The sequence below is a fragment of the Enterobacter cloacae complex sp. 397G4 genome (genome assembly GCF_050031515.1).
GTDB classification, from domain to species: Bacteria; Pseudomonadota; Gammaproteobacteria; order Enterobacterales; family Enterobacteriaceae; genus Enterobacter; species Enterobacter hormaechei_C.
Map to the genome: position 1 here is coordinate 71,472 of NZ_JBLGWE010000002.1, position 25,653 is coordinate 97,124.

27 protein-coding genes and 1 pseudogene are annotated in these 25,653 nt (G+C 49.9%); 19 read left to right on the forward strand and 9 right to left on the reverse strand.

Annotated elements, in window-relative coordinates:
- Positions 1–2: 2 nt before the first annotated feature.
- The 5 genes from ACQG1Y_RS23960 to ACQG1Y_RS23980 are packed head-to-tail and all read right to left on the reverse strand — an operon-like array spanning position 3 to position 5,016.
- Complete coding sequence (locus tag ACQG1Y_RS23960; RefSeq protein WP_011152965.1) at positions 3–959, reverse strand: HpcH/HpaI aldolase/citrate lyase family protein; 957 nt, start codon at positions 957–959, stop codon at positions 3–5.
- Entirely contained in the window at positions 959–2,038 is a 1,080-nt protein-coding gene (locus tag ACQG1Y_RS23965; RefSeq protein WP_001585166.1) for a cysteine protease StiP family protein, read from the reverse strand. The genes ACQG1Y_RS23960 and ACQG1Y_RS23965 overlap by 1 nt, the downstream gene beginning before the upstream one ends.
- Before the next feature lies 1 nt (position 2,039).
- On the reverse strand, positions 2,040–2,813 hold the full coding sequence (locus ACQG1Y_RS23970) for a hypothetical protein (RefSeq protein WP_001040058.1): 774 nt from the start codon (positions 2,811–2,813) through the stop codon (positions 2,040–2,042).
- On the reverse strand, positions 2,806–3,948 hold the full coding sequence (locus ACQG1Y_RS23975) for a phosphoribosyltransferase domain-containing protein (protein ID WP_001280115.1): 1,143 nt from the start codon (positions 3,946–3,948) through the stop codon (positions 2,806–2,808). Before ACQG1Y_RS23975 ends, ACQG1Y_RS23970 begins: the two co-directional genes overlap by 8 nt.
- A gap of 9 nt (positions 3,949–3,957) precedes the next feature.
- Positions 3,958–5,016 (reverse strand): ATP-grasp domain-containing protein, encoded by a 1,059-nt coding sequence (locus ACQG1Y_RS23980; RefSeq protein WP_012695441.1) that lies wholly within the window; start codon positions 5,014–5,016, stop codon positions 3,958–3,960.
- Between the two features lie 320 nt (positions 5,017–5,336).
- On the opposite strand from ACQG1Y_RS23980, the gene ACQG1Y_RS23985 reads away from it, so the two are divergent.
- The 8 genes from ACQG1Y_RS23985 to ACQG1Y_RS24020 all read left to right on the forward strand — a co-directional run bounded on the left by ACQG1Y_RS23985 (position 5,337) and on the right by ACQG1Y_RS24020 (position 12,103).
- Positions 5,337–5,918, forward strand: a complete 582-nt coding sequence (locus ACQG1Y_RS23985) for a tellurium resistance-associated protein TerZ (protein ID WP_000254137.1) — start codon at positions 5,337–5,339, stop codon at positions 5,916–5,918.
- Complete coding sequence (locus ACQG1Y_RS23990; protein ID WP_001054786.1) at positions 5,918–7,075, forward strand: TerD family protein; 1,158 nt, start codon at positions 5,918–5,920, stop codon at positions 7,073–7,075. Before ACQG1Y_RS23985 ends, ACQG1Y_RS23990 begins: the two co-directional genes overlap by 1 nt.
- A 22-nt stretch (positions 7,076–7,097) precedes the next feature.
- Positions 7,098–7,553 carry a tellurite resistance TerB family protein gene (locus ACQG1Y_RS23995; RefSeq protein WP_000007449.1) on the forward strand — a complete coding sequence of 152 codons (456 nt, stop codon included), beginning with the start codon at positions 7,098–7,100 and terminating at the stop codon, positions 7,551–7,553.
- A 22-nt stretch (positions 7,554–7,575) separates the two neighbouring features.
- A complete protein-coding gene (gene terC, locus ACQG1Y_RS24000) occupies positions 7,576–8,616 on the forward strand; it encodes a tellurium resistance membrane protein TerC (protein ID WP_000255079.1) in 1,041 nt (346 codons plus the stop codon).
- 48 nt (positions 8,617–8,664) lie between these two features.
- A complete protein-coding gene (gene terD / locus ACQG1Y_RS24005; RefSeq protein WP_000116680.1) occupies positions 8,665–9,243 on the forward strand; it encodes a tellurium resistance membrane protein TerD in 579 nt (192 codons plus the stop codon).
- A 68-nt stretch (positions 9,244–9,311) separates the two neighbouring features.
- Positions 9,312–9,887 (forward strand): TerD family protein, encoded by a 576-nt coding sequence (locus tag ACQG1Y_RS24010; protein WP_000301247.1) that lies wholly within the window; start codon positions 9,312–9,314, stop codon positions 9,885–9,887.
- A gap of 428 nt (positions 9,888–10,315) precedes the next feature.
- Entirely contained in the window at positions 10,316–11,557 is a 1,242-nt protein-coding gene (locus ACQG1Y_RS24015) for a vWA domain-containing protein (RefSeq protein ID WP_001053340.1), read from the forward strand.
- A gap of 90 nt (positions 11,558–11,647) precedes the next feature.
- Positions 11,648–12,103, forward strand: a complete 456-nt coding sequence (locus ACQG1Y_RS24020; RefSeq protein WP_000374058.1) for a hypothetical protein — start codon at positions 11,648–11,650, stop codon at positions 12,101–12,103.
- Positions 12,104–12,343: 240 nt separating this feature from the next.
- Here the strand turns inward: ACQG1Y_RS24020 and ACQG1Y_RS24025 are convergent, their stop codons facing one another.
- Together ACQG1Y_RS24025 and ACQG1Y_RS24030 are read right to left on the reverse strand one after the other, a co-directional pair.
- Positions 12,344–12,535: a DUF7706 family protein gene (locus ACQG1Y_RS24025; RefSeq protein WP_000398479.1), complete on the reverse strand. Its 192-nt coding sequence runs from the start codon at positions 12,533–12,535 to the stop codon at positions 12,344–12,346.
- 91 nt (positions 12,536–12,626) lie between these two features.
- On the reverse strand, positions 12,627–12,968 hold the full coding sequence (locus ACQG1Y_RS24030; RefSeq protein ID WP_001151572.1) for a hypothetical protein: 342 nt from the start codon (positions 12,966–12,968) through the stop codon (positions 12,627–12,629).
- 625 nt (positions 12,969–13,593) lie between these two features.
- Here ACQG1Y_RS24030 and ACQG1Y_RS24035 point away from each other — a divergent pair.
- A pseudogene (locus tag ACQG1Y_RS24035) lies at positions 13,594–13,814 on the forward strand (type I restriction-modification system subunit M N-terminal domain-containing protein); the annotation flags it as partial.
- A 140-nt stretch (positions 13,815–13,954) separates the two neighbouring features.
- Entirely contained in the window at positions 13,955–14,209 is a 255-nt protein-coding gene (locus ACQG1Y_RS24040) for a hypothetical protein (protein WP_000880375.1), read from the forward strand.
- 2 nt (positions 14,210–14,211) lie between these two features.
- On the opposite strand, the gene ACQG1Y_RS24045 is transcribed toward ACQG1Y_RS24040, so the two are convergent.
- A complete protein-coding gene (locus tag ACQG1Y_RS24045) occupies positions 14,212–16,251 on the reverse strand; it encodes an ATP-dependent helicase (protein WP_000166877.1) in 2,040 nt (679 codons plus the stop codon).
- The gene (locus ACQG1Y_RS24050; protein ID WP_000211823.1) at positions 16,248–17,234 is read right to left on the reverse strand and encodes a hypothetical protein; all 987 of its coding nucleotides are present in this window, start codon (positions 17,232–17,234) and stop codon (positions 16,248–16,250) included. The genes ACQG1Y_RS24045 and ACQG1Y_RS24050 overlap by 4 nt, the downstream gene beginning before the upstream one ends.
- A 920-nt stretch (positions 17,235–18,154) precedes the next feature.
- On the opposite strand from ACQG1Y_RS24050, the gene ACQG1Y_RS24055 reads away from it, so the two are divergent.
- The 9 genes from ACQG1Y_RS24055 (at position 18,155) to ACQG1Y_RS24095 (ending at position 25,574) form a co-directional block, all read left to right on the forward strand.
- Complete coding sequence (locus tag ACQG1Y_RS24055) at positions 18,155–18,547, forward strand: hypothetical protein (protein ID WP_000341066.1); 393 nt, start codon at positions 18,155–18,157, stop codon at positions 18,545–18,547.
- Positions 18,548–19,194: 647 nt separating this feature from the next.
- Positions 19,195–19,851: a trypsin-like serine protease gene (locus ACQG1Y_RS24060; protein ID WP_000462754.1), complete on the forward strand. Its 657-nt coding sequence runs from the start codon at positions 19,195–19,197 to the stop codon at positions 19,849–19,851.
- 202 nt (positions 19,852–20,053) lie between these two features.
- Positions 20,054–20,551, forward strand: a complete 498-nt coding sequence (locus tag ACQG1Y_RS24065; protein ID WP_000340139.1) for a membrane protein — start codon at positions 20,054–20,056, stop codon at positions 20,549–20,551.
- A 4-nt stretch (positions 20,552–20,555) separates the two neighbouring features.
- Positions 20,556–21,944 carry a hypothetical protein gene (locus ACQG1Y_RS24070; protein WP_000083579.1) on the forward strand — a complete coding sequence of 463 codons (1,389 nt, stop codon included), beginning with the start codon at positions 20,556–20,558 and terminating at the stop codon, positions 21,942–21,944.
- Positions 21,945–22,344: 400 nt separating this feature from the next.
- Positions 22,345–22,638, forward strand: coding sequence for a helix-turn-helix transcriptional regulator (locus tag ACQG1Y_RS24075; protein ID WP_012477377.1), 294 nt, complete (start codon positions 22,345–22,347; stop codon positions 22,636–22,638).
- Positions 22,639–22,642: 4 nt separating this feature from the next.
- Positions 22,643–23,968, forward strand: a complete 1,326-nt coding sequence (locus tag ACQG1Y_RS24080; RefSeq protein ID WP_426737254.1) for a type II toxin-antitoxin system HipA family toxin — start codon at positions 22,643–22,645, stop codon at positions 23,966–23,968.
- 60 nt (positions 23,969–24,028) lie between these two features.
- A complete protein-coding gene (locus ACQG1Y_RS24085) occupies positions 24,029–24,235 on the forward strand; it encodes a hypothetical protein (protein WP_000134171.1) in 207 nt (68 codons plus the stop codon).
- 100 nt (positions 24,236–24,335) lie between these two features.
- Positions 24,336–24,746 (forward strand): hypothetical protein, encoded by a 411-nt coding sequence (locus tag ACQG1Y_RS24090; RefSeq protein ID WP_000985909.1) that lies wholly within the window; start codon positions 24,336–24,338, stop codon positions 24,744–24,746.
- Between the two features lie 12 nt (positions 24,747–24,758).
- Entirely contained in the window at positions 24,759–25,574 is an 816-nt protein-coding gene (locus ACQG1Y_RS24095) for an HNH endonuclease signature motif containing protein (RefSeq protein ID WP_001641519.1), read from the forward strand.
- The last annotated feature ends 79 nt before the right edge of the window (positions 25,575–25,653 follow it).

Genomic DNA, 25,653 nt, shown 5'->3' on the forward strand with positions numbered 1-25,653 from the left:
CCTTAATGATGCTGGGTCACGGTAAGTAATCTGATTCCATCAGCGCTTTGCTCGTTCTGTAACCCATAAAAACGAGCTCTGTCCAGAATGCCAGCCGCCCAGCGGCGATGTGTGGCGGGTTCACACATTGCTCCCTGCGACTTAAACACGGCCTGGGTAGAGTTCAGGATCCGCAGAGCGTCAGAATACTCACCCTGAGTGACCATCAGCGCGTTTTGAATGACCTCTATCTGACCCGGGTGAATGGCCGTTTTCCCAACAAGCCCATGTGCCATATCAAGAGCCAGCTCTCTGGCCATAACGGCATGATCGTCAATATGCTCACATACGGGCGCGGTCAGGGCAAAATCACGCGGGCCGAAGACTGAAACGAGCATTTTGATGACGTAGCCCATCGGGCTGTCATACAGCGTCAGGTCCCGGGGGCGGCGAAGCGACACAACGTTCATAAGATCGTTGCCGCCGATTCGAAGCGCAATAATGCGGTCGTGGCAGGGATGTTCCACCAGGCGAGTGGCCAGCTCGCGCATCTGAACCACGTCAAAGACGTCTTCTGTTTCCAGCGTTGGCATCATGCACAGGTGAGTCCCGCCCATGATATCCCACCATTCAGCTAACGAACTGAGGGTAAATTTCGGCAACACAAACCCATCGACAGCGGAAAGATCATAATGCGCTTTTAACCATCTGCCCATTTCGGCATGCCGAGGGCGAATGAACACCAGAGGCCAGTCATTTTTACCCAGGCTACGCATGCTGTTACTGAGCTCGTGCAGCAGGTGCTCCAGATTTTTGAGGGCGATGGGGATGTCTGCTTCACTGACAGCATCCTCCAGGCAAATCACCAGAGAGCGCAAACCCGGGATTTTCCCGTGCAGGACGGCATCAGCAATATCTTCCCGTGTTGCAGGCATGTATAGCGTGGCTCCCAGATTCCAGGGAGAAAGACGATTTTTCATCAGAGTACCTTCTTGATAATGGTTACAGCCCGATACTGGCCGAGGGTTCCCCCCATTTCTGTAACAACTATTCCCTTTTCACGAGCAAGCCCTACAAGCAAGGCAACGTCCGGGTCGTCAATAGAACGCACAAATACATGGTCCGGTACCCGACGTAATACAGCCCGGGTTGCTTCAGCAATACCGGGTTTAATACGATTGACGCTGTCCACTTTAAATTCATCGGCCAGGAACGCGATAACGTCGCGACTTGTCTGCCATAAGACCCGGGCTGACTCCATATTCCAGCTCAGGGTAGCGAGGGATGACGGGGTTAACTTCTTACGGAAATGGGCGACGGTATCGACAAGCATCCGGCTGCATTCGAATTCACTGAGATGCTCGCAAACCATGCACCCATGTAATCCTTCAGAGGACCATACTGACCGGGAGATCAGGCCTGATACCGGCGCACCCATGATGCCAAAAGGAATGAGCCAGTCATCATCACTGGCTGCAAGCCAGGAGCAGCCACAGGGATCGGCCAGGACAACCAGTCGCGGCTGCTCAGGATAGCCCGGGCGATCTTTCAGTGCGCGTACAAGCTCTCCGGTAATTGCGCCTTTACCTGTCCATCCGTCAACAAAGACAATACCGCTGGTACCATGGCGCTCTTCAATGACGTCGAGGGCTGCACCGTCAATTCCACGATCCCGGATAATGCTGATACCGTAATGCCATGAGGTTTTCCCCATGTCACGCAGGGCCTGGTGCAGCATAACGCCGAGCGGCACGCCAGCTCTGACGAGACTGGCCAGTACAATGGGCTCATCACCGAAGCGTTCGGCCAGAGCAATAGCGAGCTGTGTGACTTCTTTTGCAAGTCTCTCTGCGCCCCGATCCAGCGCCCGGTGAAACAAATCAAGATGCCATTGTGTTGGCGCTGGCTCCTGACTGAGCATGTCCGAATAATGTTTCTTCCCTGACTGAATCAGCTCTTCTTTTTGCTCAACCGGCGTCATCTCAATGACTACCGGCTTTAGCAGAAATTCCACGTCACCGGGCTGGTATGAGCCGGTAAATGTGTCATGTGGCTGCATTTTAATTTTCTCCAAAAATTCGCTGTGAAATGGCATCTGCAAACTGACTCTGACGCGGGATGCCAAACCAGCTGCACAGTTTCATAAAACGATGATCGCTCAGGCTGTCGCCCAGACCAATTACGGGGAAGACTCCGCGTTCAGCCCGAAGTTTTTCAAGAAGCCATCTGACTGCCAGCCCTTTCTCAACCGCGGTGGGAAGCCAGGCCACGTTATTACTGTTGCGGTGGATGTAGAAGCCCTCGGTCGGAAACACCGTTTCTATCTCATCTGCAATGGCATTGAGCTCGTCAAGGCGGGTGCTGTCGCGGTGCTTCATCACCATATAAACCGCCGTTTCACCGTATTCGAAGTTCAGCCTTGCCCAGGCATTGATCCCTTTTGCGTCCATCATTTCAGTGATCAGACGCTGCATCGATGTCAGCTTTTCCTGATAGGGAGCCAGCTGGCCGAGCATATGGGCCTTCCACTCCTCGTCGGGTTTGCCTTCTGGCGTGAGAATGACGGCCCCGTGAGTGGTGATTGCCCAGGAGTGGAAAGGGATCCGTACGCGGCTGATTTCTTCAGTTCCCCGTGCGGTAACGGGTATGAGTTCAGCCTGCTCCAGGAGCCAGTCCACCAACATGGACTGTTCTTCCGTCATAAAGCTTCGTGGATTCAGGGTGCGATCAACGGCACCGGTACGGAATGGCTCCAGGGCCAGCTCGTCCACCATTTTACGACGGGTCTGAAAGAGCGTGTCGTCAAGGTCGCTCAGAACAACGGGTTTATTCATAGGTAACAATCTCCACGACGGCCGCAACCTCAGCCAGCGCTTTAAGAAGCTGCGTGTCAATACTTTCTGCGGGTGTCTCAGTACACACAAGAATGCGGTCAAACTGCTGGTGGGCGACGTTATAGACAAAATTGGGGATGCCCAGCCCGTAGTTATCCGTAAAGGAAATGGCGGACTCAATGGCATAACCAACGGCGATAGGGGAGCGGGTGGTCGATCCATAAAATGCCTGTGCTCCGGCAGCTTCGAGCCGTTCAGCAAGCAGGAACGGCTCCCAGACGAATTCCCCGGTCCCGAGAACCAGAATACGTTCCCCCTTGTGGACGGAGACCTCATGGCCGAGATCGGCCGCAGGTGCGAGCATCCCCAGTCGGCCCCAGGACTGTTTTCCCTGGATGTCCCATTCTCCTCGTGAAGTTACGTTGACTTTCGGCATGTCCGGGACAGGTGCATCAGGTAATGGGGTCCATCCCCACTTACCGCTTACAAGAGAAACCGAAGTGACTGGTAAGGTGCTGCGCTCGGACAAGGCTTTGCCACTCCAGTCGGTAAGCGTAACGGCTATAACCTGTTCAATATGTTGAAGCTTGCCGGTATTACGCAGGGCTGAAAGCAGGTTAATAAAGGTATTACCGGTGGTTGCCTCGTCATCAATCAAAACCAGCGTTCGTGCGTTGGTAACACGACGTCTTTTCTCTTCATCATCTGGCAGATAGATCAGATGATCGGTGGCGTGGCTGTGTTCTTCCTTGAACTCGCAAAGCAACGTGCCATCAACCGGGTGACGGGTAGAGGTCAGATAGACAGATTCAGGATGCTGGTGGCGCACTTCATCAAATACACCGGCCCCAAGCCCAACGGCGGTTTCAGCCATACCGATAAACAGTACGGGTCCTGTCAGTGTCGAGGGGAACTGGCTGGCAAGCTGTCTGTAGGCCTGCCGCATGACTGAGGGTGGCACGGGAATGTGCCTGCCGAGTACTTTGCTGACAAACAGAAAGGCGCGTTTCGGGTTACGTCTTTCAGCGATGTCAAACAGGTCATCGAGCGAAACTTCACCCTGGTCGCGGGTTACCTGAATCGTACCGCATGAGAGGGTACGGCGATAAATCATATCTTCGAGGATATCAGACATAAATACGCCTTAATTCAGAAGGTTAGAGAGTGATTCCGGGTATGCAATTACATCCGTAATGGATCTCACCGCAACCGGAGAAAAGGTGTTTTTAGCGCTCTGGCGCACCATATCTTCAGACATCAGACCGAGCTTAAAGGCAGCAAATAACCCAGGAAGGTTCACCCCGCTGTGAAGGGTATAACCCACCCCCCCTGACGGACGCATGTTGGTTTCAAGCAGCACCGGGTTGCCATTCACATCGTTTCGCGTCTGAACATTCACCAGCCCGTCGGCCTTCATAACCCTGGCGCAGTCACACGCCAGTTCCCAGGCGCTTCCTTCGTTTACCAGATACTGGATAACCCCTTCCTTACGGCGTCCCACGGCTGCGAGTATTTCGCCCTTATCCGCGAGGATATCGACGGAAAATTCCGGGCCTGGCAGGTACGGCATCAAAACAAGGGGTTTAAACGACTCAGCAGCTGATGCTGCTGCAATATACTGTTGCGGACTGACCAGACGATGTTCGGGATGATTAAAGACGGCCATAGGCGAAGCACTGTCATCAAAGCGCCAGAATCCCATGCCATAGATACCCGTCACCGGCTTCACGCATACCGGGCTGTCAGTGAACGGCGGGGCCGCGAGGTGTGTTTTTAATTCTGCCAGCGTATTCACCCGCCAGGATGGTACGACCGGGAGACCCTTTTGCTCCATAAACTGAGCAAAAGTAACTTTTTCGTCAGCCAGAGTTAACCAGTCGACGCCCGTTGCACCGGTAGTAAGGGTGGCACCGGTCGATTCAATGGCTGAACGGTGTTCTTCAAACCACTGGCTGTTACGGCCAGTATGAATATGGTGGATGCCGTAGGACTGAATGGTTTCCTGGATAAACTGAAGACGTTTTTGAGGATCTTCAGGTTCAGTCAAAGAATAGTCGGCAACGGAAAGGATTTCATTTCTTTCGTTACGGTGGGAGGCAAAAACGGTAATGGCAAAATTATTTTTTTTTGCAAATGATTTTACCCCCTGAATAATATCTCGCTGGGAGGATAAACCTTCCATAAACCAAATTTTCTTGTTCATTTTTTTTAATTATCCGGAACGCCATGCAAATTTATGATTGAGAAGTGAGTCTATGAGTGTCTAAGCTACATGTCAATCATAATATGATTAATAACTCCTGTGGTTATGGAGTGCGTCAGGTTTTTTGGATTCCTGATAACACATTGATATTTAAATTAAACTTAGAAAATTAACACCCTGAAAAGGATTTCTTTTTGTGTTTTTACAGAAAACTACCAAAATTTCCCTTGTCAGAGAACTTCATCATGATATGATTTTCTTCGTCAGTTACTAAATATACCTTTGATTGTCTCGGTCATTACCATTTTAAGGAATAAAACATGGTTTCATTAGTTAAGAACCAGACGGTATCACTCAGCAAAGAATCATCTGCATTAAGCCAGCTTCATTTCGGTCTCGGTTGGGATCCGGTTAAGAAAAAAGGTCTTCTTGGAGGATTGTTTGGAGGCAACGACTCAATCGATCTCGATGCTGGCTGCGTATTAATGGACAGCACCGGTAAAACAATTGACACCATCTGGTTCCGCAAACTGGAATCCACCTGCGGCGCTGTTGTGCACAGTGGCGATAACCTGACCGGTGAAGGTGACGGTGACGATGAGGTGATTAATGTCAACCTCTCCCGACTGCCTGCAAACGTTGAATACCTGGCGTTTACGGTAAACAGCTTCCGTGGTCAGTCGTTCAATGACGTCGAAAACGCGTTCTGCCGCGTTGTCGATCAAACCGGCAAAGAGCTGGCTCGCTACAAGCTGACTGAGCAGGGCTCACATACCGGGATCGTTATTTCTTCGCTGCGCCGTAATAACGGCAACTGGGACTTTACCGCCCTTGGCCATGCCTGTCGCGGCCGCACAATTGACGATATGCACTCCGATATCGTTTCAGCGGTTATTCGCTAATGAACCTGACGCCGGGGGGCAATGCCCCCGTTCCAGCCCAGGAGTTGCGGGTCCGGATCACCTCGGGCGGCCAGGTGGATGCTTCGGCGTTTCGCCTGTATGCCGACGGGAAGGTGCAGGGTGATGCGGACATGGTGTTTTATGGTCAGCCACGTAACGATGATGGTACCGTCAGCCTGGTCAGTGAAGGCCAGTACTCAACCTTTACTGTCGCGCTCAACCGGCTGAAACCTGATGTCCAGAAAATTGCGTTCACCGTGACCTGTGACGGTGGGCAGACGGTGTCCGGTCTTCGTAATCTTTCCATCGACGTGGAGCAAGGGGCTACCGGCCTGGTTAGCGGCAGTGTCGAACTGAGCGGCCGTCAGGAAGCAGCCTTAATTCTGGGTGAATTTTACCGTCGTAATAATGACTGGAAATTCCGCTTCGTTGCGCAGGGGTTCAACGGTGGACTTAAACCGCTGGCAGAGCATTTCGGCGTAAATATTGCCGACGAACCGGCTCCCGCAGCCCCGACTCCTCCGGTTGTAACCCCTCCGCCAGTTGAGACAAAAATCAGCCTGAGCAAGGTATCGCTGACAAAAGAGAAGCCTGCAATCAGCCTGACCAAACGGGATAACTTCGGTGAAATCCGGATCAACCTGAACTGGCACCGGGGCAGCGGCAAATCAGGCTTTGCAGGCATGTTCGGCTCCAAAGGAATCGACCTGGATCTGGGGGCCTTTGTTGAGCTTCAGGACGGGTATAAATCGGTCATTCAGGCGCTCGGTAATGCATTCGGTGATTATCGCGATGAACCGTATGTTCAGCTCAAGGGCGATGACCGGACGGGTGATGTATCAGACGGCGAGTGGCTGCATATCAATGGACGTGAATGGAAGCATATCCGCGAAGTGCTGATTTACGCCTTTATTTATGAAGGTGTTCCCAGCTGGGACAAGACTGATGGTGTGGTCACCATTCATGTGCCGGATCAACCGCCCATTGAGACCCGCCTGACCGAAGGTGAAAACCGTCGCACATTGTGCGCCATTGCCAGACTCGTAAACGAAAACGGCGCAATTAAAGTCGAGCGAATTAACCAGTACTTCAAAGGCCAGGACGAAATGGACCGGGCATTTGGCTGGGGATTTCGCTGGAGCGCCGGTTCTAAATAACACAGCAACAAAGGAAACAGGTATGAGCTTTTTCGACAAAGTTAAAGGTGCCATTAACTCAGGCCGTGACGAACTGACCCGCCAGGTTGGCCGTTTCAAAAACAAAAAATTCATGCAGGGCACCGTTGCTGTATGTGCCCGTATTGCCGTATCGAGTGACGGCGTAAGTTCGGAAGAAAAGCAGAAAATGATGGGCTTTCTGCGCTCTTCAGAAGAGCTGAAGGTCTTCGATACCAATGAGGTGATTGAGTTCTTCAATAAACTGGTTTCAAGCTTCGATTTCGATGTTGAAATCGGCAAGGGCGAAACCATGAAATACATCCTGGCGCTGAAAGATCAGCCTGAGGCCGCTCAGCTGGCCTTACGTGTTGGTATTGCCGTTGCGAAAAGTGACGGTAACTTCGATCAGGACGAGAAACTGGCCTCCCGCGAGATCGCTATCGCGTTGGGCTTCGACCCGGCTGAATTTGGCCTCTGATCCACATCCCTAAGGGTAAAATATGGTTTCCACACACATCGGCTTCCCGACTGAAACGGTCATTGTTTTTATTGCGCTTTCAGTCGGTGCCATCTTTATTGACCTGTTTATGCACCGTGATGACAAGCCTATTTCGCTGAAGAGTGCGGCGCTCTGGTCCGTATTCTGGGTTGTGGTTGCGATGGCATTTGCCGGTTTCCTCTATATCCACCACGGTGCTGAGGTTGCCAGTCTGTTTGTCACGGGTTATGCGCTGGAGAAAGTGCTGTCGGTCGATAACCTGTTCGTCATGATGGCCATCTTCTCCTGGTTCGCCGTTCCGGATCGTTATCGCCACCGTGTTCTCTACTGGGGGATCATTGGTGCCATTGTCTTCAGGGGCATCTTTGTCGCCATCGGTACGAGCCTGCTGAGTCTGGGGCCGTATGTTGAAGTTGTCTTCGCTATTATCGTTGCCTGGACAGCGGTCATGATGCTTAAAAGCGGTGATGACGATGATGAAATTGAGGATTACTCCCAGCATCTGGCTTACCGCATGGTTAAACGCTTCTTCCCTATCTGGCCGAAGCTCAGAGGGCATGCCTTCCTGCTTAACCAGAAGGAAGTGGATGCTGAACTGGCGAAACCAGAAAACAGCGATGTCACCATTGGCCGTGGTAAAAAAGCGGCGCTGTATGCGACCCCGCTGTTCCTGTGTGTGGCTGTGGTTGAACTCTCGGACGTAATGTTCGCGTTTGACTCGGTACCGGCAATCATTGCCGTCAGTCGTGAACCGCTTATCGTCTATAGTGCCATGATGTTTGCTATCCTGGGCCTGCGTACTCTGTACTTTGTCCTTGAGGCACTGAAACAGTACCTGGTTCATCTGGAGAAGGCCGTTATCGTGCTGCTGTTCTTCATCGCGGCAAAACTCGGCCTGAATGCGACCGATCACATCTGGCATCATGGTTACAGCATCGCGGCAACAACCAGCCTGTATGTTGTACTGGGTGTACTGGCGCTGGGCATTCTCGCAAGCGTCATGTTCCCGGGCAAACCTGAATCTGAGGAAAAGGGGAGTTAATCCCCTTAAGTGTTAACCTGAACAATTACTAATCGAAGAGGTTATTTTATGAGTGTTTCTCTTTCCAAAGGCGGGAACGTCTCCCTAAGTAAAGCAGCTCCGTCAATGAAAAACGTCCTGGTGGGCCTTGGCTGGGATGCGCGTTCAACAGACGGTCAGGACTTTGACCTGGATGCTTCAGCATTCCTGCTGGCCTCAAACGGCAAAGTGCGCGGCGATTCAGATTTCATCTTCTATAACAACCTGACGTCATCCGACGGTTCCGTAACGCACACCGGCGATAACCGCACCGGTGAGGGCGATGGTGATGATGAATCGCTGAAAATTAAACTGGACGCCGTCCCGTCTGAAGTTGACAAGATCATCTTCGTTGTGACCATCCACGATGCTCAGGCTCGTCGCCAGAGCTTTGGTCAGGTATCCGGTGCGTTTATTCGTCTGGTTAATGACGATAACCAGACTGAAGTTGCTCGCTACGATCTGACCGAAGATGCGTCCACTGAGACTGCCATGCTGTTCGGCGAGCTGTATCGCCACAATGGTGAGTGGAAATTCCGCGCAGTAGGTCAGGGTTATGCTGGTGGTCTGGCATCTGTATGTGCTCAGTACGGCATTAACGCGTCCTGATCAAAAAGTAACTTTTCTACCCGGGGCTGTTAATGCAGCCCTCATTCAACTGTTTGCAGGAGCTAAAAATGGCAGTTTCTCTCGTAAAAGGCGGCAATGTATCTCTGACCAAAGAAGCACCAACCATGAATGTTGCTATGGTTGGCCTAGGCTGGGATGCCCGTGTAACCGATGGTCAGGGTTTTGACCTGGACGCTTCCGTGTTCGCAGTAGGCGAAGACGGTAAAGTGTTGTCAGATGCGCATTTCATTTTCTTCAATAACAAAACCAGCCCTGATGGCGCGGTAGAGCACCAGGGCGACAACCGTACCGGTGAAGGCGACGGCGACGATGAGCAGGTCAAAATCGATCTGACCAAAGTCTCAGCAGATATCAAAAAACTGGTGTTTGCCGTTACCATCTATGATGCAGAAGCGCGTAAACAAAACTTCGGCATGGTGAGCAACAGCTTCATGCGCGTTTACAACAACGACAACGGCACGGAAATTGCCCGTTTCGATCTGTCTGAAGATGCCTCAACCGAAACCGCTATGGTCTTCGGTGAACTGTATCGTCATGGCGCTGAGTGGAAGTTTAAAGCTGTCGGTCAGGGCTTTGCCGGTGGCCTGGCGGCTCTTGCCTCCCAGCACGGCGTTAACATCTAAAATAACGCTGAATCATACCCCGGCAATGCCGGGGTTTTTTTTGGTTGCGATCCGCTATCAGGAGGGGGGGGGCAGAAAGGGTTCGGGAATCTCAGAAAGCAGAGAGATGTTAATTCTGACGTGAGCCTTTTAAAGGCAGGAAACGGATTTTTCTCTGGTTGCTGGTTAAAGCCTGTATTCCGTGCCTTATATCAACAGCATGCCCCTCTGATATATGTTACGTTTGCGACTTATGAAGGCACGGGTTCTGGAAGATAAAATACCCGACCAATGGAAATTCCAATTCAACAGGTATAGAAACTTCAACGTGATGAAATATGGTGTCACACCATATATACGCCTCACCAGAAATCCAGCGTCCTGAACTAAGCCAGGGGAACCTATATAAACGCTGCGCTTTAAAATAATCAAAAATCAGGAGAGTTAATGTGAATCTACAATCCGGACAAAACATACCACTTCAGCAATCTGCGATCAGGCTGAATCTTCAGTACCCTACCAAATCCGGCTTTAAAGGCGAACCCGATACCTGCCTGTTCCTGCTTAATGCTCAGGGAAAGGTCAGCGGCGATTCTGACTTTATCTTTTACAATAATCTGTCTTCTCCTGAAGGGGCAGTAAAGCTCGTTACCGGTTCTCAGCAGTCCAGCATTGAGATAGCACTGGATCGTGTTCCTGCGAACATCAGTAAAATTGCAATCACAGTTGTCATTGATGGTGAAGATACCATCAGTGGGCTCAGTTCGTTGAGCATGCAGGCTCAAGGAATCGCTGAGTTCCAGGCTGAGACTCAGGGCCGCAGTGAGAAAGCAATTATCCTGGGTGAAGTATATCGGCACAATGGCGCCTGGAAGCTTCGTGCGCTCGGGCAGGGTTTCAACGGTGGTCTTGAGCCTCTGGCCATTAGCTATGGCGTTGATGTCGCACAGCCAGCTCCGCAGCCAGCAAAGCCTGCTCGTATCAGTCTGGAAAAGAAACTGGAAACCAGATCTCCGCGCCTTGTAAGCCTCGCTAAAAAAGCCTCGGTCAGTCTTACTAAAAATAAACTGGACACCCTTGAGGCAGCGGTTGCATTTGTACTTGACGCATCCGGCTCAATGAGTGGCCAGTTCAGTAAGGGTAACGTTCAGTCTGTGCTGGACCGCATCGCCGTTCTTGCCGCCCAGTTCGACGACGACGGTGAAATGGATGTCTGGGGATTTGGAGAGAAGCATAAGAAGTATCCAAACGTCACACTGGACAACCTGGACACATATATTCAGTCCATTCGCGGGGCTGGAAAGCGTTCAGCCTGGGAGAACCTGCCGGGCCTCGGAGGGACAAACAACGAGCCTCCTGTGATGGAAGAAATAGTCGACTACTTTAAGGACTCGAAAATCCCGGTGTATGTTGTATTTATTACCGATGGCGGGATCAGCAAGACCCGGGCGATTAAAGATGCAATCCGGCGTTCTGCCAACTACCCCATCTTCTGGAAGTTTGTCGGCCTGGGTGGTTCAAGCTACGGTATCCTCAAAAATCTGGATGACTTTACTGACCGCCGGGTTGATAACACCCACTTCTTTGCCATGGATGATTTCGGTTCGATTAGCGATGAAAAGTTATATGATAATCTACTGGAAGAATTCAGACCGTGGATCGATGAAACAAAAAGGTTAGGCATCCTTTAATACGCACAGTTTGAGCTTGGTTGAATGAGCTCTACAGCAGCTTAATACTGTAGAGCCTTTGTTCATTGGAAATCGTACAGGGAGGCGCATATGGACCGCATCAAGTACCTGAAATGGATAGCTGAAGAATCACCAAGTACGGCTCAGCAGCTGGTGGCCTGGTTAAACAGAGCAAGGCACTATACGCCCGACATGAAAGAGCATCAGGCAGGTGTACAGATTCAAGAAAAGGGGATTGTTGTAGGGCTTAGACAAAGTACTAATCGTTATCATGGAGATTGTCTGACCATACATGTGGTACGGCTTCCGGAAGAAATACAAAACAAGGGATGGTTTAAGTCTTTTCTGAAGCTTTGCTGTGAATCGAATCCCTGGTGCGATGTTGTAATAGAAGACGTGAAAAACCCATATTTATTAAGCTTTTGTAAGAAACTAAACTTTACTGTATTAGATGAATTTTACCCGAATACTTACATAGTAAACACAGATGCCATTATGAGTTTACCTATCCCACCCTTAGGGAGATACGAAACCTATCTTTATTAAACCTGCGAACCTTTACCGGTTGCGTGGGGAGCGGATGGACTTCGGCTAAAGAAAAATCACATCGTCTATTTTGACCAGAAAAAGCTAATCTGCTTGATGTAATGCAGAAACGCATTACATTAATATCTTCTCCCAACAATCACCTGAACAATTCCCTGATTGCTTTTCACCTCATACCAGTGCTGGCTCATAGTTAGTCCTTAAGCAAATTTGTTATCGGAATAAAGAACGAAGCCAGCCTCATCGAGGCGCATAACCTTCTTCCCTTAACGCCTGTTGTAATTTTTCAATTGCGCTTTTCATTACCCAGGCTTCTTCGTCACTCACAGCACAGCCACGAAGATCGCTCCAGCTCAGACGTTTAACTAATTGAGCAAGGGCCATAGTTTCATTCTCATCAAGCTGCAAACTCAGTGTCTCAATACCTTCCACTATCTAACCTCCCTTATACTGAAAAATGGCGCTTTATTTCTGACCAGATGCCGAAGCCTTGAATGCGGCCGGAACTGCCGTTGTTTCTACTTTACAGAAATGGAATTAAAAAGTGGTGGTGCTGGGCACGTTTCTTTTCCAGTCGGGGTTTAAGCCAGAGCCGAAACTCATTCAACTTCTCAGCAGCCAAAACCGCTTCAACGGGGAAAACTTTATATTTACCCTGCTGCTGAGGTTCACCCAACCATCGCCTGATGGCTCCGTCAGTCCATAAACGAGTCTCTTTGAGCCTGGTTACAGTGACCCATTTCCTGGACCATTCATCAAATTGTCGCTGGCGATCCCGATAACGTTGTTCTTCCTGCTGACGAAGCCAGTCACGATCAACAGCGAATTTTCGGTATCCAACAAAGAGCCCTTGTACTTTGGCCATGACAACATTCCGGTTTGCTTAGAACTGTTCAGACAGACATGTCAGGGATAAAGCTGAAGAAAAAGGTACAACGAAGAATAACCAAGACATAGGCCTGCCGGGTAAGTGGTGCGGTGCACAGGACTGTCGGAAAGTACGCTCAGAGAGGGTCGTTTAAGCATGATGCACCACCGCCAGCCAGCCTTAATAATGGTAATGTACCACTGGGTTACCAGACAGACCAGTAACGCATCAAACATAAAACTGTTTTTTAAAAAACGTCAGGAACGTAGCCTGACCTTTTAACCAGTGGTGTAAAAAACATACAGATTGCTCTGAGGTATGAGGTTCAGCAACTAGCCTTGTCGACGCAGAAACATTAAGTAATCAATAGCAGCTATCGCAAACAATGGTGAAAACCACCACGTGCTTTTCAACAAGCCAAGCGGCAGAAAGAGTACAGTTGCCATCGAATAAACAAAAACACGAACCATACCATCTGTAATAAACATAGGCTATTTGCAATCTGAGGTTGGATTGTAGATTTTAGTTAGAAATGGATCAAAGTCCGTTTTGTGCAAAACTTGGTTGACAACCCTCTTTTGGAAGATGTGCCGTTTCGTGCAAAAGTTGGTTGGAGGCCAAGATGGCAGAGTTCGTAGGTTCGGCTGCTTCGCAAGCTGATTTCATTTGGAAGAACGCGGAAGACCTGTGGGGGGGGATTTCAAGCATACCGACTTCGGCAAGATCATTTTGCCGTTTACTCTGCTGCGTCGATTGGAGTGCGCACTGGAGTCTACACGGGAAGCATCGCTCGATAGCCAACCAGCCACGATTGAGTTCTTAGAAGCAGAGTTCAGTGTTGATTTCGATGCGCTGCTATCTTGACCGCCAATCAGACCCGCATGGTTCAGGTTTGTGTATGAGAGTCCCCAAATGGCTGTAGTTCTAACCAAAGCCTTGATTGAAGCCGGCCGCGCCGGAAATAGTGGGTACAGAAAAGGCAGTTGCTTGCGCTGGGCGTAAGTTACCCGCCGAAAAGCGGCTGGATCGAACGACTGATCGGCACTGAGGTATCTGACGAGCAGTACGAACGCTTTCTGGGGCACAGCACGAGCAAGCAGGCTGAACAGATCCTACGCGGAGAGCAGCCAGCCAAGGGGCTTCAGTATGCAAAGCGAGCGAAGAAGCTCGCTTCTGAAAGAAAAGCCACAATTGATCTGGATAACGAGCACCTGTCTGAAATCGAAAAGTATCGGTAGCCCTAGACTTTTAGCCGCTGAAGATCTCTTAGATACCATTGGTGAAACTTGCTGAAGTCAGCCTTCTGTTTCTCTACCGTGCTGTTATAGATCGCATCACTGGTAACCGCACAAGCAGTCCAGCCAGCCTCATAGACGAAGCGAGTAGCTATCGGTGACTTCTTCGGGGTGCTATCCCAGCGGTTTTTGAGCCACCGCGCAAGCCCTTCATCAAGAGGGACCACCAGATTTAGCTGCTGTTTTGTGCGAGTGATACCGACATAAAACAGCCGACGTTCCTCCTCGATTTCCTCTTCGGCCGGAGGGGTGTTCATCGATGTGCGAACGCTGTAAACATCATCGGGTTTGCCGCCAGGAAATTCCTGCTCATTCAGCCCGATCAGTATTACGTTATCCCACTCCAGCCCCTTGGAACCATGCAGTGTGGAAAGGATGAAGGGATCGCAGTCAGTAGCAGCCTCGCCTGGATTCAAGATAAGGTTTAAAAACGTGCGGGAATCGATCTTACTGGAGTCAAGTAGCTCCCCGATCCTCACGACCCCTCGTTGCTGGTCGTTCGATCCAGTGCGAGTTACACCCTCAGAGCCAACACTATCAATGAAACCCTCCATACTCAGGCGTCGTAACACATCGATAGCAGGCGTTTCCTCTCCGTCTTTCTGGCAGATAGTGGCGAGCCTGCCCAGCCGATCTTTTTGGTATTGTGCGCCCTCGAATAACTGACCTAGAGCAGACCATAGGTCGGCGTGCGGAGCCATCAATCCACTGAGCGCCGCTTTGAATTGCCCTTTCTGCCATCTAAAACCAGCCTCCTTCAGAAAGCCGTAAACAATCGCTTGTTTGTTGGGATGGTTTTCCAGTAGCCGCAGATCGCCGTACACAGACAGCAAGACGCCAACTACCAGTATCCCGATTTCGGTGCGGGTGTGTAATGCGCTTGAACCATTGAGGTAGCGATAAGGTAGCCCACACAGGCGTAAAGCAATTTCCGCCTCAGCAAGGTTCGCCTTAGTGCGGGACAATATGGCTTGTGTTCCACTGCTCACCGAGAGGTTTGATAGCACCTTGGATAGGCAGTTATCAAAGTGCAATCTGACCTCTGTTTTGGGGGTGCTAGGATGACTGACACAAAGCTTGGTCAGCTTTGTAGAGTTGCGCCGAATTACCGAGTTAGCCATCAAGGAAAGCTCATGGCCAAATCTGAACGTGCATGACAGTTGAAACACCTTCGTATTCGGGTAGTGCCTTTCAAACAGTCCGCCGATAAAGTCTGGTCGAGCACCACGCCACTCATAAATACACTGGTTAACATCACCAACAGCCATAACCGACGTATCCGACTTAGATAGCAAGCGGGTCATGTCATGCTGTATCAGGTTAACGTCCTGATATTCATCAACAATGATGTGCTTGAAGTGGGCACCAAGGCTGCTGTCATTACGCAACAGTGCGACAGCCTCAATCAAACAGTCATCAAAGGTTCGCAGACTGTTTTCCTCCAGCAGCTCACAATAGCGGCCATAGGCGTGAATAAACTCCCGTTTGATGTTGCTGAACGTTGGATCATTGGCAGCATCAACAGGAGTTACGGCCGCCGCCCGGCAGCGAGCAATAAACAGCTCGAAGTTTTCAATTTCATTGGGGTCAATATAATTCGCCTCATGGTCAAAGCCATAGCGGTAGGCTTGCTTTACCAGTTGCTCATAGCGGTAGTCGCTTGGAGTAATGAGGTCTTTCTTCTTGATTATCTGTTGGCGTTCTCCGTAACCAACAATCTTTAAGGCCAAGCTGTGGAACGTGCGGATTTCTGGAATCACGCTCGACATCAGTGCCGTCTTCAAGTTCTCCGTGAAGCTCACCTGCGCCGACTTGTTGTACATCAGGATCAGAATGGAGCGAGGATCAGTTCCCGTCTTGACCAGCCGCTCAACGCGCTTTACAAGTGTGGTTGTTTTCCCGCTACCAGGTACGGCTTTTACCAACGCATGTCCGGTGTCATGGCTGACAATACTTTTCTGCTCCCAAGTCAGTCTTTTGGTCATGCCTTAACCTTGTAATTGGCGCACTGACGGGCCTCGGTGTAGGGAACGATCTTTGCCTTACTGTGACATTGCAGATAGCCATCCTCCCATCGGCCTGCTTGCTCGCACATAATGCAGTTGGGAAATAGTGAATGAGGATCGGCGTGACGGATAAAAGCTCGTAAGTTATCAGCCAGCTCAGCGGCCCCTAACGATCTAGGCCATGTGTTCACGTCAGAATTGATTGTTAAATCCACTTCAGCGAGCGGCATCGTTTGTTCGTTGAGTCGGCCGGAACCACTTAAACTCCAGACAGACATATCCACGTTACCTACTGAGCAGACGCCGCTACAGGTGTCCACAGATTGAAACGGGGGAAGCCAGTTGAATACTCTCAGGATCTTCTCCTTGATCGAGTAGGCCCCGGTAAGCAACATCTGAATATCAGAGGCAGATTGGACCTTAAACTCAAGAATCGGGATACCGGCTTCGATCTTGTCTTGAGAGCAGGGGTGTGTGACACAAATCTCTACGTAGCAACGCCTTTCGCCAGTCGTATCATACAACATCACGTCTGGTCGCAGCCCTGTGACCTTATCGTGTTTTTCCAGCTCTGCCTGATCGAAAAATTGAGTCAAGTTGTAGCGTGCAGGCACGGATTTTACGCACTGACGTGCTTCGTCTCTAACCAAGGCTAAACGAGAACCATTACAGGCAACCCGGCGCTCCAGCTCAAGGCTAATAGGCATTTCACGGCTGAGAGCTTGTTGGTAGCGATAGAAGAATGCTTCTTTGCCGCACTTGTGAAGATAGGTTTCAAGGGCACAGCATTCTTCCGAATGGCGAAAGTGCTTAGCGTTGAACTCGCCCATTACCGGGGTCAGGGGGCTCTTACAACCTGGGCAGGTGTAAGTATGTGAGCGCAGGGCAGCGCCAATGTGCGTGAGGGTGCCCTCGCCGTCTAGCGCGTAAGCGTATTGTATTGAGCTGGATTGAGTTGTCATGACTGCGTATCCTCCCAAAAAAATCCAGCTAAGAACAGACCTTACGGCAGGCAAATGGTAAGTAGTGCTTCTTGAAGCAGTCGAGTGTACAGCGGCTCAGTGAAAAAGCTAATCGCCCGCTCAACAACCTAGTGATACTGGTGCAGATTCGACAATGAGTTAATGCCCGGAGAGCATCTGCAAGACTTCTAGCTGGAAGGCATTCCAACCAGCCCTCGCTTCTGAAAAGCCGTCAGGAAACGGTAAAATCCAACCAAGTGAGCAACTTCACTTGATCAAAGATCTAAGGCTAGAATGATGGAATTCCAACCTTAGTTTGCAAATAGCCTAAACATATAACTTCCTCTGAGGATTTAAAAGAATTCTCAGATGTCTTGAAAGCTACTTTTTAAACTTTCTCATTCTGAGAAGCATATTTAATTTTGCTGCGTCTGCTCGTGCTGCTGCTACAGAAAGGGCTTTATGCAGTGAAACTACCACGACAAACAAACAGAACATCGACCAGAATCCATCCATTTCGTTTACCTAATCGTTGAGGTTTTTATTCGGGATATCTGGCTAAATAGGACTACACAGATACCCAGTTAAACCCCCCGCTTACATAACACTCCGGTTCCTCACCAGACGTTTTATTCTATCGCGGTCTGTGGTTATCAGAAGCTGCATAAACCGGTTATTTAGTCCGTTACGCGAAAATTATTGAGGATCCGGGCTGTTAAACTGTTCTTCCTCTTTCGCTTCCGGAGAAAAGGGGAGGTGTCACCCTGCGGCCGGGTAGTGAAAGGGATTTGACGTAATTCAGGCGAAGGGCGAACAAGACCGCAAAGGACGCCCGGGCGACCGGATACCTGCCGGGTTGTGCGAAGTAAAAACCGGAAGCAGTGATAACACAAACAGGCCCCTACAGCGTAAGGATTGTGATGGACGATAAAGAGCAATTTACGAATCTTGTGGCAAAGCATGCCTCCGGACTCACCGAAGAGCAGCTGGCCGGTTACGATGCCTGTTCCCTGGATGGTGAATGCGTCACGCCTTCATACGAGGTTTTCCGGGGGTATCGTACCCGCCATACCCTGGATGAATTTCTGGAGATGGCCATATCGCTGAATGCCATCCACCCGGATGAATATTTAACGGATATGCTGCTTAAGCCTCATGAGGTGATCGGCGCTCTGGCCGATGAAGGCGACCAGCTGAACAACGCCACCCCGGTTTATTTCTTCCCGGATACCGGCGTCTATGCAGCGGCCGTCAGTGAAACCCGGGTGCTCGATGCCTGGCTTTGCTGGCCATGCTACCCGGCGAACTGGTAACGCGGCCGTTGGAATTGCACCGGCAGGATACGAATTTAACCGACCCCGTGGCGGGAAGGTTATCACAATTGCATGTCCTCATCCCTCAAGCCCCCTGCCAGGCCCTAACGTGCTGTCAGGCTTCGCCTGATTCCCGATCTGCGCCGGTACTTCAGCCGATAACTTTTTGTTTTCTTTTTATTTTCTCCCCATTTCCTCAAAGTTCGCGGGCGGCGTGGACAGGGCACCATTGCCGCATGTGGGGTCTTAATAAGGGCAGGGTGGTCAGGTTTGCTCGATGCCGGGGGTAGGCCCTACCCTTTATGGGATGAGGACATGCAATTCACTAAATTAATCGACAGCACCGGTGGTGACTTATCTGTAACGGGTCAGTTTTGATACGGGGAATGTTTCAGGGTTAAGATCTGGAATCATAAAAATATACGCTCCCGTTCAGGACATACGACTTGAAATGGATAATGCCATTAAAGGAATTCCAGCCTTTCGTCGATAACAGTGCCATAACCATGTCATGGAGGAGACTAACCGTGTTTCAGAGGTGAGCTGGTGCCTGGCAAAACATACAAACTCAAATATCAGGAAGCGAGTTTAGTTGTTTATAACATGCAGCCGTGTAACTGATTAGGTACCGGCAAAAGGAGGAAATAATGTTTGAAAACTACGTTTGTAAAATCTATGTAAGCAATGATCCTCATTTTAGTAGCCATCTCGAAGCAACTGCGTTTGGTTTCGATAATGGTCAGCAGCAAAAGATTCTCACCGCAGCCCATGTTGTTACCAATGCTCTTGGAAAAATTTATCCCGTCAGCAATACACTTAAACTTTACGTCAAATTTCTTAACCATCAAGGACTGGTGAACGAAGAGCCTGTTCTAGTCGATTTCATTCTCAATGAGGCTAATGACAGGGCAGACTTTAAAGACGGCATTCCGTTTGTTGACAGTGCAGAAATCGTATTACCAGCTGGAATACAACAGCCTGTAAGTAGTTACTTTAAGGTCCTGGCTCCCGCAGCTGGCATGGGTACATTGGGTGTCGGATATCCAATGAATGAGACAACAATTTCGACATTCCCTGGTGAAGTTTCAGGCATTTGGCCTTTAAATTGCTCAAATCATTCTCCCCAACATCTCACAACTCGCTTTGTAATAGCACATTTCAACACCGATGGTTGCTCTGGTGGACCCTATGTCGTCTCCGAGAATGACGAGCATTTTGTCATTGGAAGTCTGGTTGGAATAATGTCTGGAACCTGCCCAGATTCAAATCCACACATGTCTGTTCAGTCCGCTACTGATTTTTAGCAAAGTCAGTTCCAAAATGACGCTGGCACGATAGTTATTTTGGGTCTGCCCGATATGGCGTCTGCCCTTACTAACAGCAACAGCATTGAAACTGACAAACATGAACTCGAAAGTGCCACAATAGTAAGTCATGATTTCTTCATCACTTTTATGGTGCTCTTTTTCACCTATCACACAGCAAGTTATGAATACGAGGCCTGTAATGGACGCTACCGAAACTGAAGAGCTCGAAAAAATTCGCAAGAAGGCAATGGATGAAGTTACAAGTGCTCTTCAGGCGCTTGAAAATAAGTTCCCGGGTATTACTGAGGGCGCAGCAGCTTTGGCGGGGTCAGGCGTAGGCGCAGCGGCTTCCTTCGGTGCTCTCTATACGCTTGGTACAACGGGAGTGTCAGCAGCAGGCATAACCTCCGGGCTCGCTACAGCAGGGTCTATCGTCGGTGGCGGTATGGTTGCAGGCATTGCGGTATTGGCCGCACCTGTAGCTGTGTTAGGGATTGGCGGGTACGCGATAGTGAAACACAAAAAAAATGCGAAACTGACAGCCGCCCTTAGTCAGGCCATCCAAAAGCTCTACGAAGTTCAGGAAAGGTTGATGTCGAATGCGGAATATTTTAAGGCAGAAATTGCTGGCATCAAGGCAACAATCGACATGCTTACTAAGAAAGCTCCAAAAGGTAGCCTGGTCGCGGTGAGGTAAACACATGAGTCAGTCTCCTTATGATGATGAGTTCAGGGCCATCCGTTATATTCAGCTCCGTGGTCAGGATATCGCGAACGCTCACGAGACAATTAACAGTGATATAGAGAGCCTTAAGGCACAGTTGACCGGGCTAATCAGCGGCACTGAACTTGATGAAGCGGAGCATCTGGCGCTTAAAGAACATCATCTGCGAGAAATGACCCCTTCAGATACTGCCATGCATTCTACTGGTCTCAAGACTATATATAGCGAGGCTAACCAGCGTGTATGCGGTGATATTGGACTGGCCACAATACTCTCCACGGATGACTTGGCTGTTGTAGATGCCCGGATCCAGAATCATATTAAAGAATTTAATGATCGCTACGCACTCGACGCCTGGGATTATGCTATTGCCTGCGGATGCGGGCTCATAGCATCCATGCTGGATTTACTTTGCGTCAGAGCCCCGCCAAAACCTACGGTGAGCTTTACGGCAGAAGTGGATGGTATTTTCAATAAACAGGTGCAGAAAGCCTTCAATGCCATTTTGCCGGAGGACCTGAGTACAAAACTCTCAGATTTGTTCCCTATAGGGGCACCAGACAGTTCGATCAGCAGCGATTTAGTGGGTGCGGCCGGTGGCGTTTTGTCTCCCACAAATCACCGCTTAAGAGCTTTGTCACACGATCCCGTACTGGGCATTATTTTCGGTATAAAGGATATGCTGAACGGGACCTGTACGGTGGTTCAGAATGGACAGATCGTGGTTTATCCTTCCAGTAAAGGCGTTACAGACGAAACCAATATTTTCAGGCTCATCGCCAGAATGTTTGGACACCTGGCATCGGATGTTAATGCCCCCTCAGCAAAAGGAAACCGTGGCATGGGGTTACCGGCTCCTTTTATGGGGCTACTTCGTATGCTTGAGGGGATCCCTGTGGGGAGTTCTAACTTCGGCAAACAAATAGAGTACATGTATGTCAACGGGTATGACTTTCGTCAGTTTATCGTGACAAGTATTCCGATGAGCATAATGGAAGTTTTGATGCGGGTTTTCTATGTGGCGAAACAGGTATCGCTGGGAAAAGGAGCTTTTGGGGAGACCTTACTGGATACCATGCCGTTGCGGCTAAATCCACGCTTCCGGATGATGCTTGCCCTGGGTTATGGAACTTCCAGTGCTGTTAACGCAGGTAAAATGTATATCACCGGCAATATTCTCAATGCGAATTACGCCTCCTGGATGGGGTTGGCCTGGAATGGTTTTCACTCACTCAAGTGGTCCCTTTATCAGCGACACTTAAAGCTTTGGGCCGGTATTGAAAAGGCAGAACTGGAACGGCTTCAGAACAATATAGACAGCATCGAGGCATTGACCATCAGAGCAGGAAACTTGCCAGTCAAGTAACATTCACCGGAGCACCTCCGGAACCCCATAGCCCACCAGCTGCTAAAAATGTCTGCCTTTGCTTTTAATACTCTCTCTGCCTCCTCCCCGAGGCAGAGAGTAGCTCGTAGTTATTTATACAGCTCACAACAGGGCCATAAGATACTCCGCTTCTCGTTTACCGATGATCCTGATCTGTCAGCTCTCTTACCGGATGCTGTACGAGCGTAACGGCTTATTATTGATAGTTCTCTCATATCAAACCTCATAAAGATTTATGCTGCCACTTAGTAACAGCCTAAAGGTTGTACTCTCTATTTAACAGCTTTTAGGCTGTTAATTTGATATTACAGCTTTTAGGGTGTATGTTTAGAAAACAGCGTACAAGGTGTATCAGAGGAACTACTGAGGCCAGCTTATGATCAATAATGATTACCCGTTAAACACGCTCAACCAGTTGCGTCCCTTGCTCATTGGTTTTCGCAAGGCGAATGGCCTGACGCAAAAAGACCTGTCCGAAAGGTTAGGGGTCACTCAACAGACATACTCACGTCTGGAAGCCAACCCTGCCAGTGCGAGCATTGAACGGCTATTCAAGGTGTTTTCTATCCTGGGCGTAAAAATCAGCTTCTCCTCGACAACCGCCTCTTCAGAGGGGAAGCAGACGGAAGAAATGCTTAAATCAAACTCACCTGCACGACAGGAGAAATGGTAACGATATGAGCCGGAAACAGCAGCGTCTGGCAATCTGGATGAACGGAATCAAAGTCGGATACTGGGAAAAAAGTAAAGGGGTAGACAGCTTACAATACCTTCCTGACTGGAGTGCAGACGAACAGGGAAGGCCGCTGTCATTGTCCCTTCCTTTTACTCCCGGGAACCAGGTCTGGCGTGGAAATGTGGTACGTGACTATTTTGATAATTTACTCCCGGACAGCGAAGGCATACGCAGACGTCTGGCAATGCGTTACAAGGCCGATAGCCAGGAGCCTTTTGATCTTCTGACGGAGCTGGGAAAAGACTGCGTGGGCGCGATACAGCTGCTTCATGACGGAGATGAACCCACAGATTTATATTCCGTGAAGTATCACCCGCTTACTGAATCAGAAATTGCGGCAACTTTGCGTAATACCACGGAGACATTGCTACCGGGCAGGCCAGAAGATAACGACGACTTACGTTTATCTATTGCCGGTGCTCAGGAGAAAACAGCCCTACTGTGGCATGAAGATCGGTGGTGTATGCCGGAGGGTAATACACCAACGACGCATATATTCAAGCTACCGCTCGGACTTGTGGGGAACATGAAAGCCGACATGCGCTCGTCGGTTGAAAATGAATGGCTCTGCTCGGTACTTCTCGAACAGTACGGGCTCCCCGTGGCAAGAACGCAGATTGCTCACTTTGAAGATCAGAAAGCGCTGGTGGTAGAACGTTTTGACCGAAAATGGTCAGGAAACGGACAATGGATCATTCGTTTACCCCAGGAGGATATGTGTCAGGCCCTGGGCATTTCGCCATTACGAAAATATCAGGCGGACGGCGGGCCAGGTATATCGGAAATTATGGAAGTTCTGAGTAATTCAGACCGTGCTGAGCGTGACAAAGCGCAGTTTTTTATGACGCAGATAGTTTTCTGGATGATGGCCGCAACAGATGGCCACGCTAAAAATTTCAGTATTTCTATTGGGCCACAGGGACGTTATCACCTTACACCACTCTATGATGTGTTGTCGGCATGGCCGGTGATCGGTCATGGGAACAATCAGATATCCTGGCAGAAGTGCAAACTGGCGATGGCCGTACGTGGCAGTAGCAACTATTACCAGATATATCGAATACAACGACGCCACTGGATCAGGCATGGTGAGATAACCGGCCTGAGTAAACAGCAGACAGAGGCGATGATAGAGGAAATCATCGCCAGAACCCCGGGTGTCATTGAACGTGTTAGCGGGCTTCTTCCGGACCAGTTCCCCCAGCAGCTTGCGGAAAGTATTTTTGATGGAATGAGGCAGCAATGCAGGCGCCTGGCTGAGAAATGACAGCCGCAATTTATAGTGTGCATGTTTTCAGAATAGCTGATGTAAGCGTGAGGATTCAGTATGACTGAAGAACAAAAAAGAATAGAGCGGGCTATTGAGTTGGCTTGTCGTTACGGCGGAACCGATGAAATGCATCATCTGCAATGGGTCGTGGATCAGATGGTAAGAGAACTTGCTGGAGAACGTTATGCACAGATTGTAGCAGATGCCACCAGCGGAGAAGATGGGCCTGATACTTACAAATGGAGTGTTGGGATCGCGCCTTAGCATCTGTCAGTCTGGGGATGAAAACGTACTTAACATCCAGCGAATTCCCAGACTTCACATTAAGACTAGAGTAACGGCCGCAATCACGTGAGAGAAAAAAATGGCAATTTTAGCAATCATTGCAGTTATCGCCCTGGGTGGGTACGCCTGCGGGTTTATTAAAGCCCGTGAGCTGAGCGCTTTGCGTAAAGAAATGAAACTATACGTGGATCGCATGGAAGCGGCGGAGCTGGACTTACACGCAATCAGAAGTGTAGCGGAGCACCGGTTGCACGGTGCAGGTAAACAGTTTGCCGACCTTTACAGCCGTATCGACGGTGCAACTGTGACGCTGACACCCGAAGATCAGCTGTTACTGGCAACGATGCCATTTAATATTCAGGATGTAGAAGACATCGTAAACGAGCGCGGTCCAAAGACAATTAGCGGCCGTCCATTCTGGGAAGTTGAGCCAGGCCCGCATGACTATGAATATGGCCCGCAATATCCGTATTTCCCAGACCAGCGCTAGGAAGAGATCAAGATGAGAGAGCCAAGACCCCGCCATACCTTGCAGGTCATTCGAGTGCCTTCTCTGGAGGTTCAGGATCTGGGGCTGACCAGCTTTGATAGCTGGCTTGACGAGAACGGTTATGACAAAACGAATGCCAGAAATAACCGTACCATCTGGGCGAGAGAAGGCGGATGGCATCTGAAACGTTGCAGAAATCTGGAAACTGGCACGGACGATTTCTGGTTTATCGCTTTCGATGGTAAAGGCGGAAAGATATACCCGCTGAAAACCCAAAGAGACTACCGGGCTGCATATCGTAAGCTGGAAGCAGAAGGTTATGCACCTGCGGTCATCGAGCAAATGACCACAGGCGCAGCATATAACCTGGCCTATCCACGTTCCACCCTAAAACAAGCTGAGACGGCCACCAGCGAACCAAAGCGGAAACCTGACGTAGATATCCAGGGTGAGCACTGCGAGCGCGTAGTGACGCAACGTAGTGGCGTGGCACAGGGTAAATTTAAAGCTCTGCTCATCGAGAATTTCGCGGGCCGTTGTGCGGTAACCGGTTGGGTTAATGGCGGTGTCCTGGATGCGGCACACATTGAACATGGAACCCGGTACAATCCGTCTAATGGCATCCTGATGACTCCAACAATGCATGCTCTGTTTGATGCCGATCTTATGGGCATAGATCCGGCCACCCTGACCGTTCATTTTAAGCCAGGCATTGAGCTGGGCGAGCTGTTTGAAGGCCGTAAAATCACACCGCTGGTGTACGATCTGGACTTAGAGCGGCTGGCCGTACGCTGGGCAGGATACCAGGGCCTGGCTCATGAACAATGATGGGTTACAGCCGGGATGTGTGAAAACCCGTCAGTGAAACCTGCATGCGCCATACCTTTAAATTTAAACTCAAGAGCCA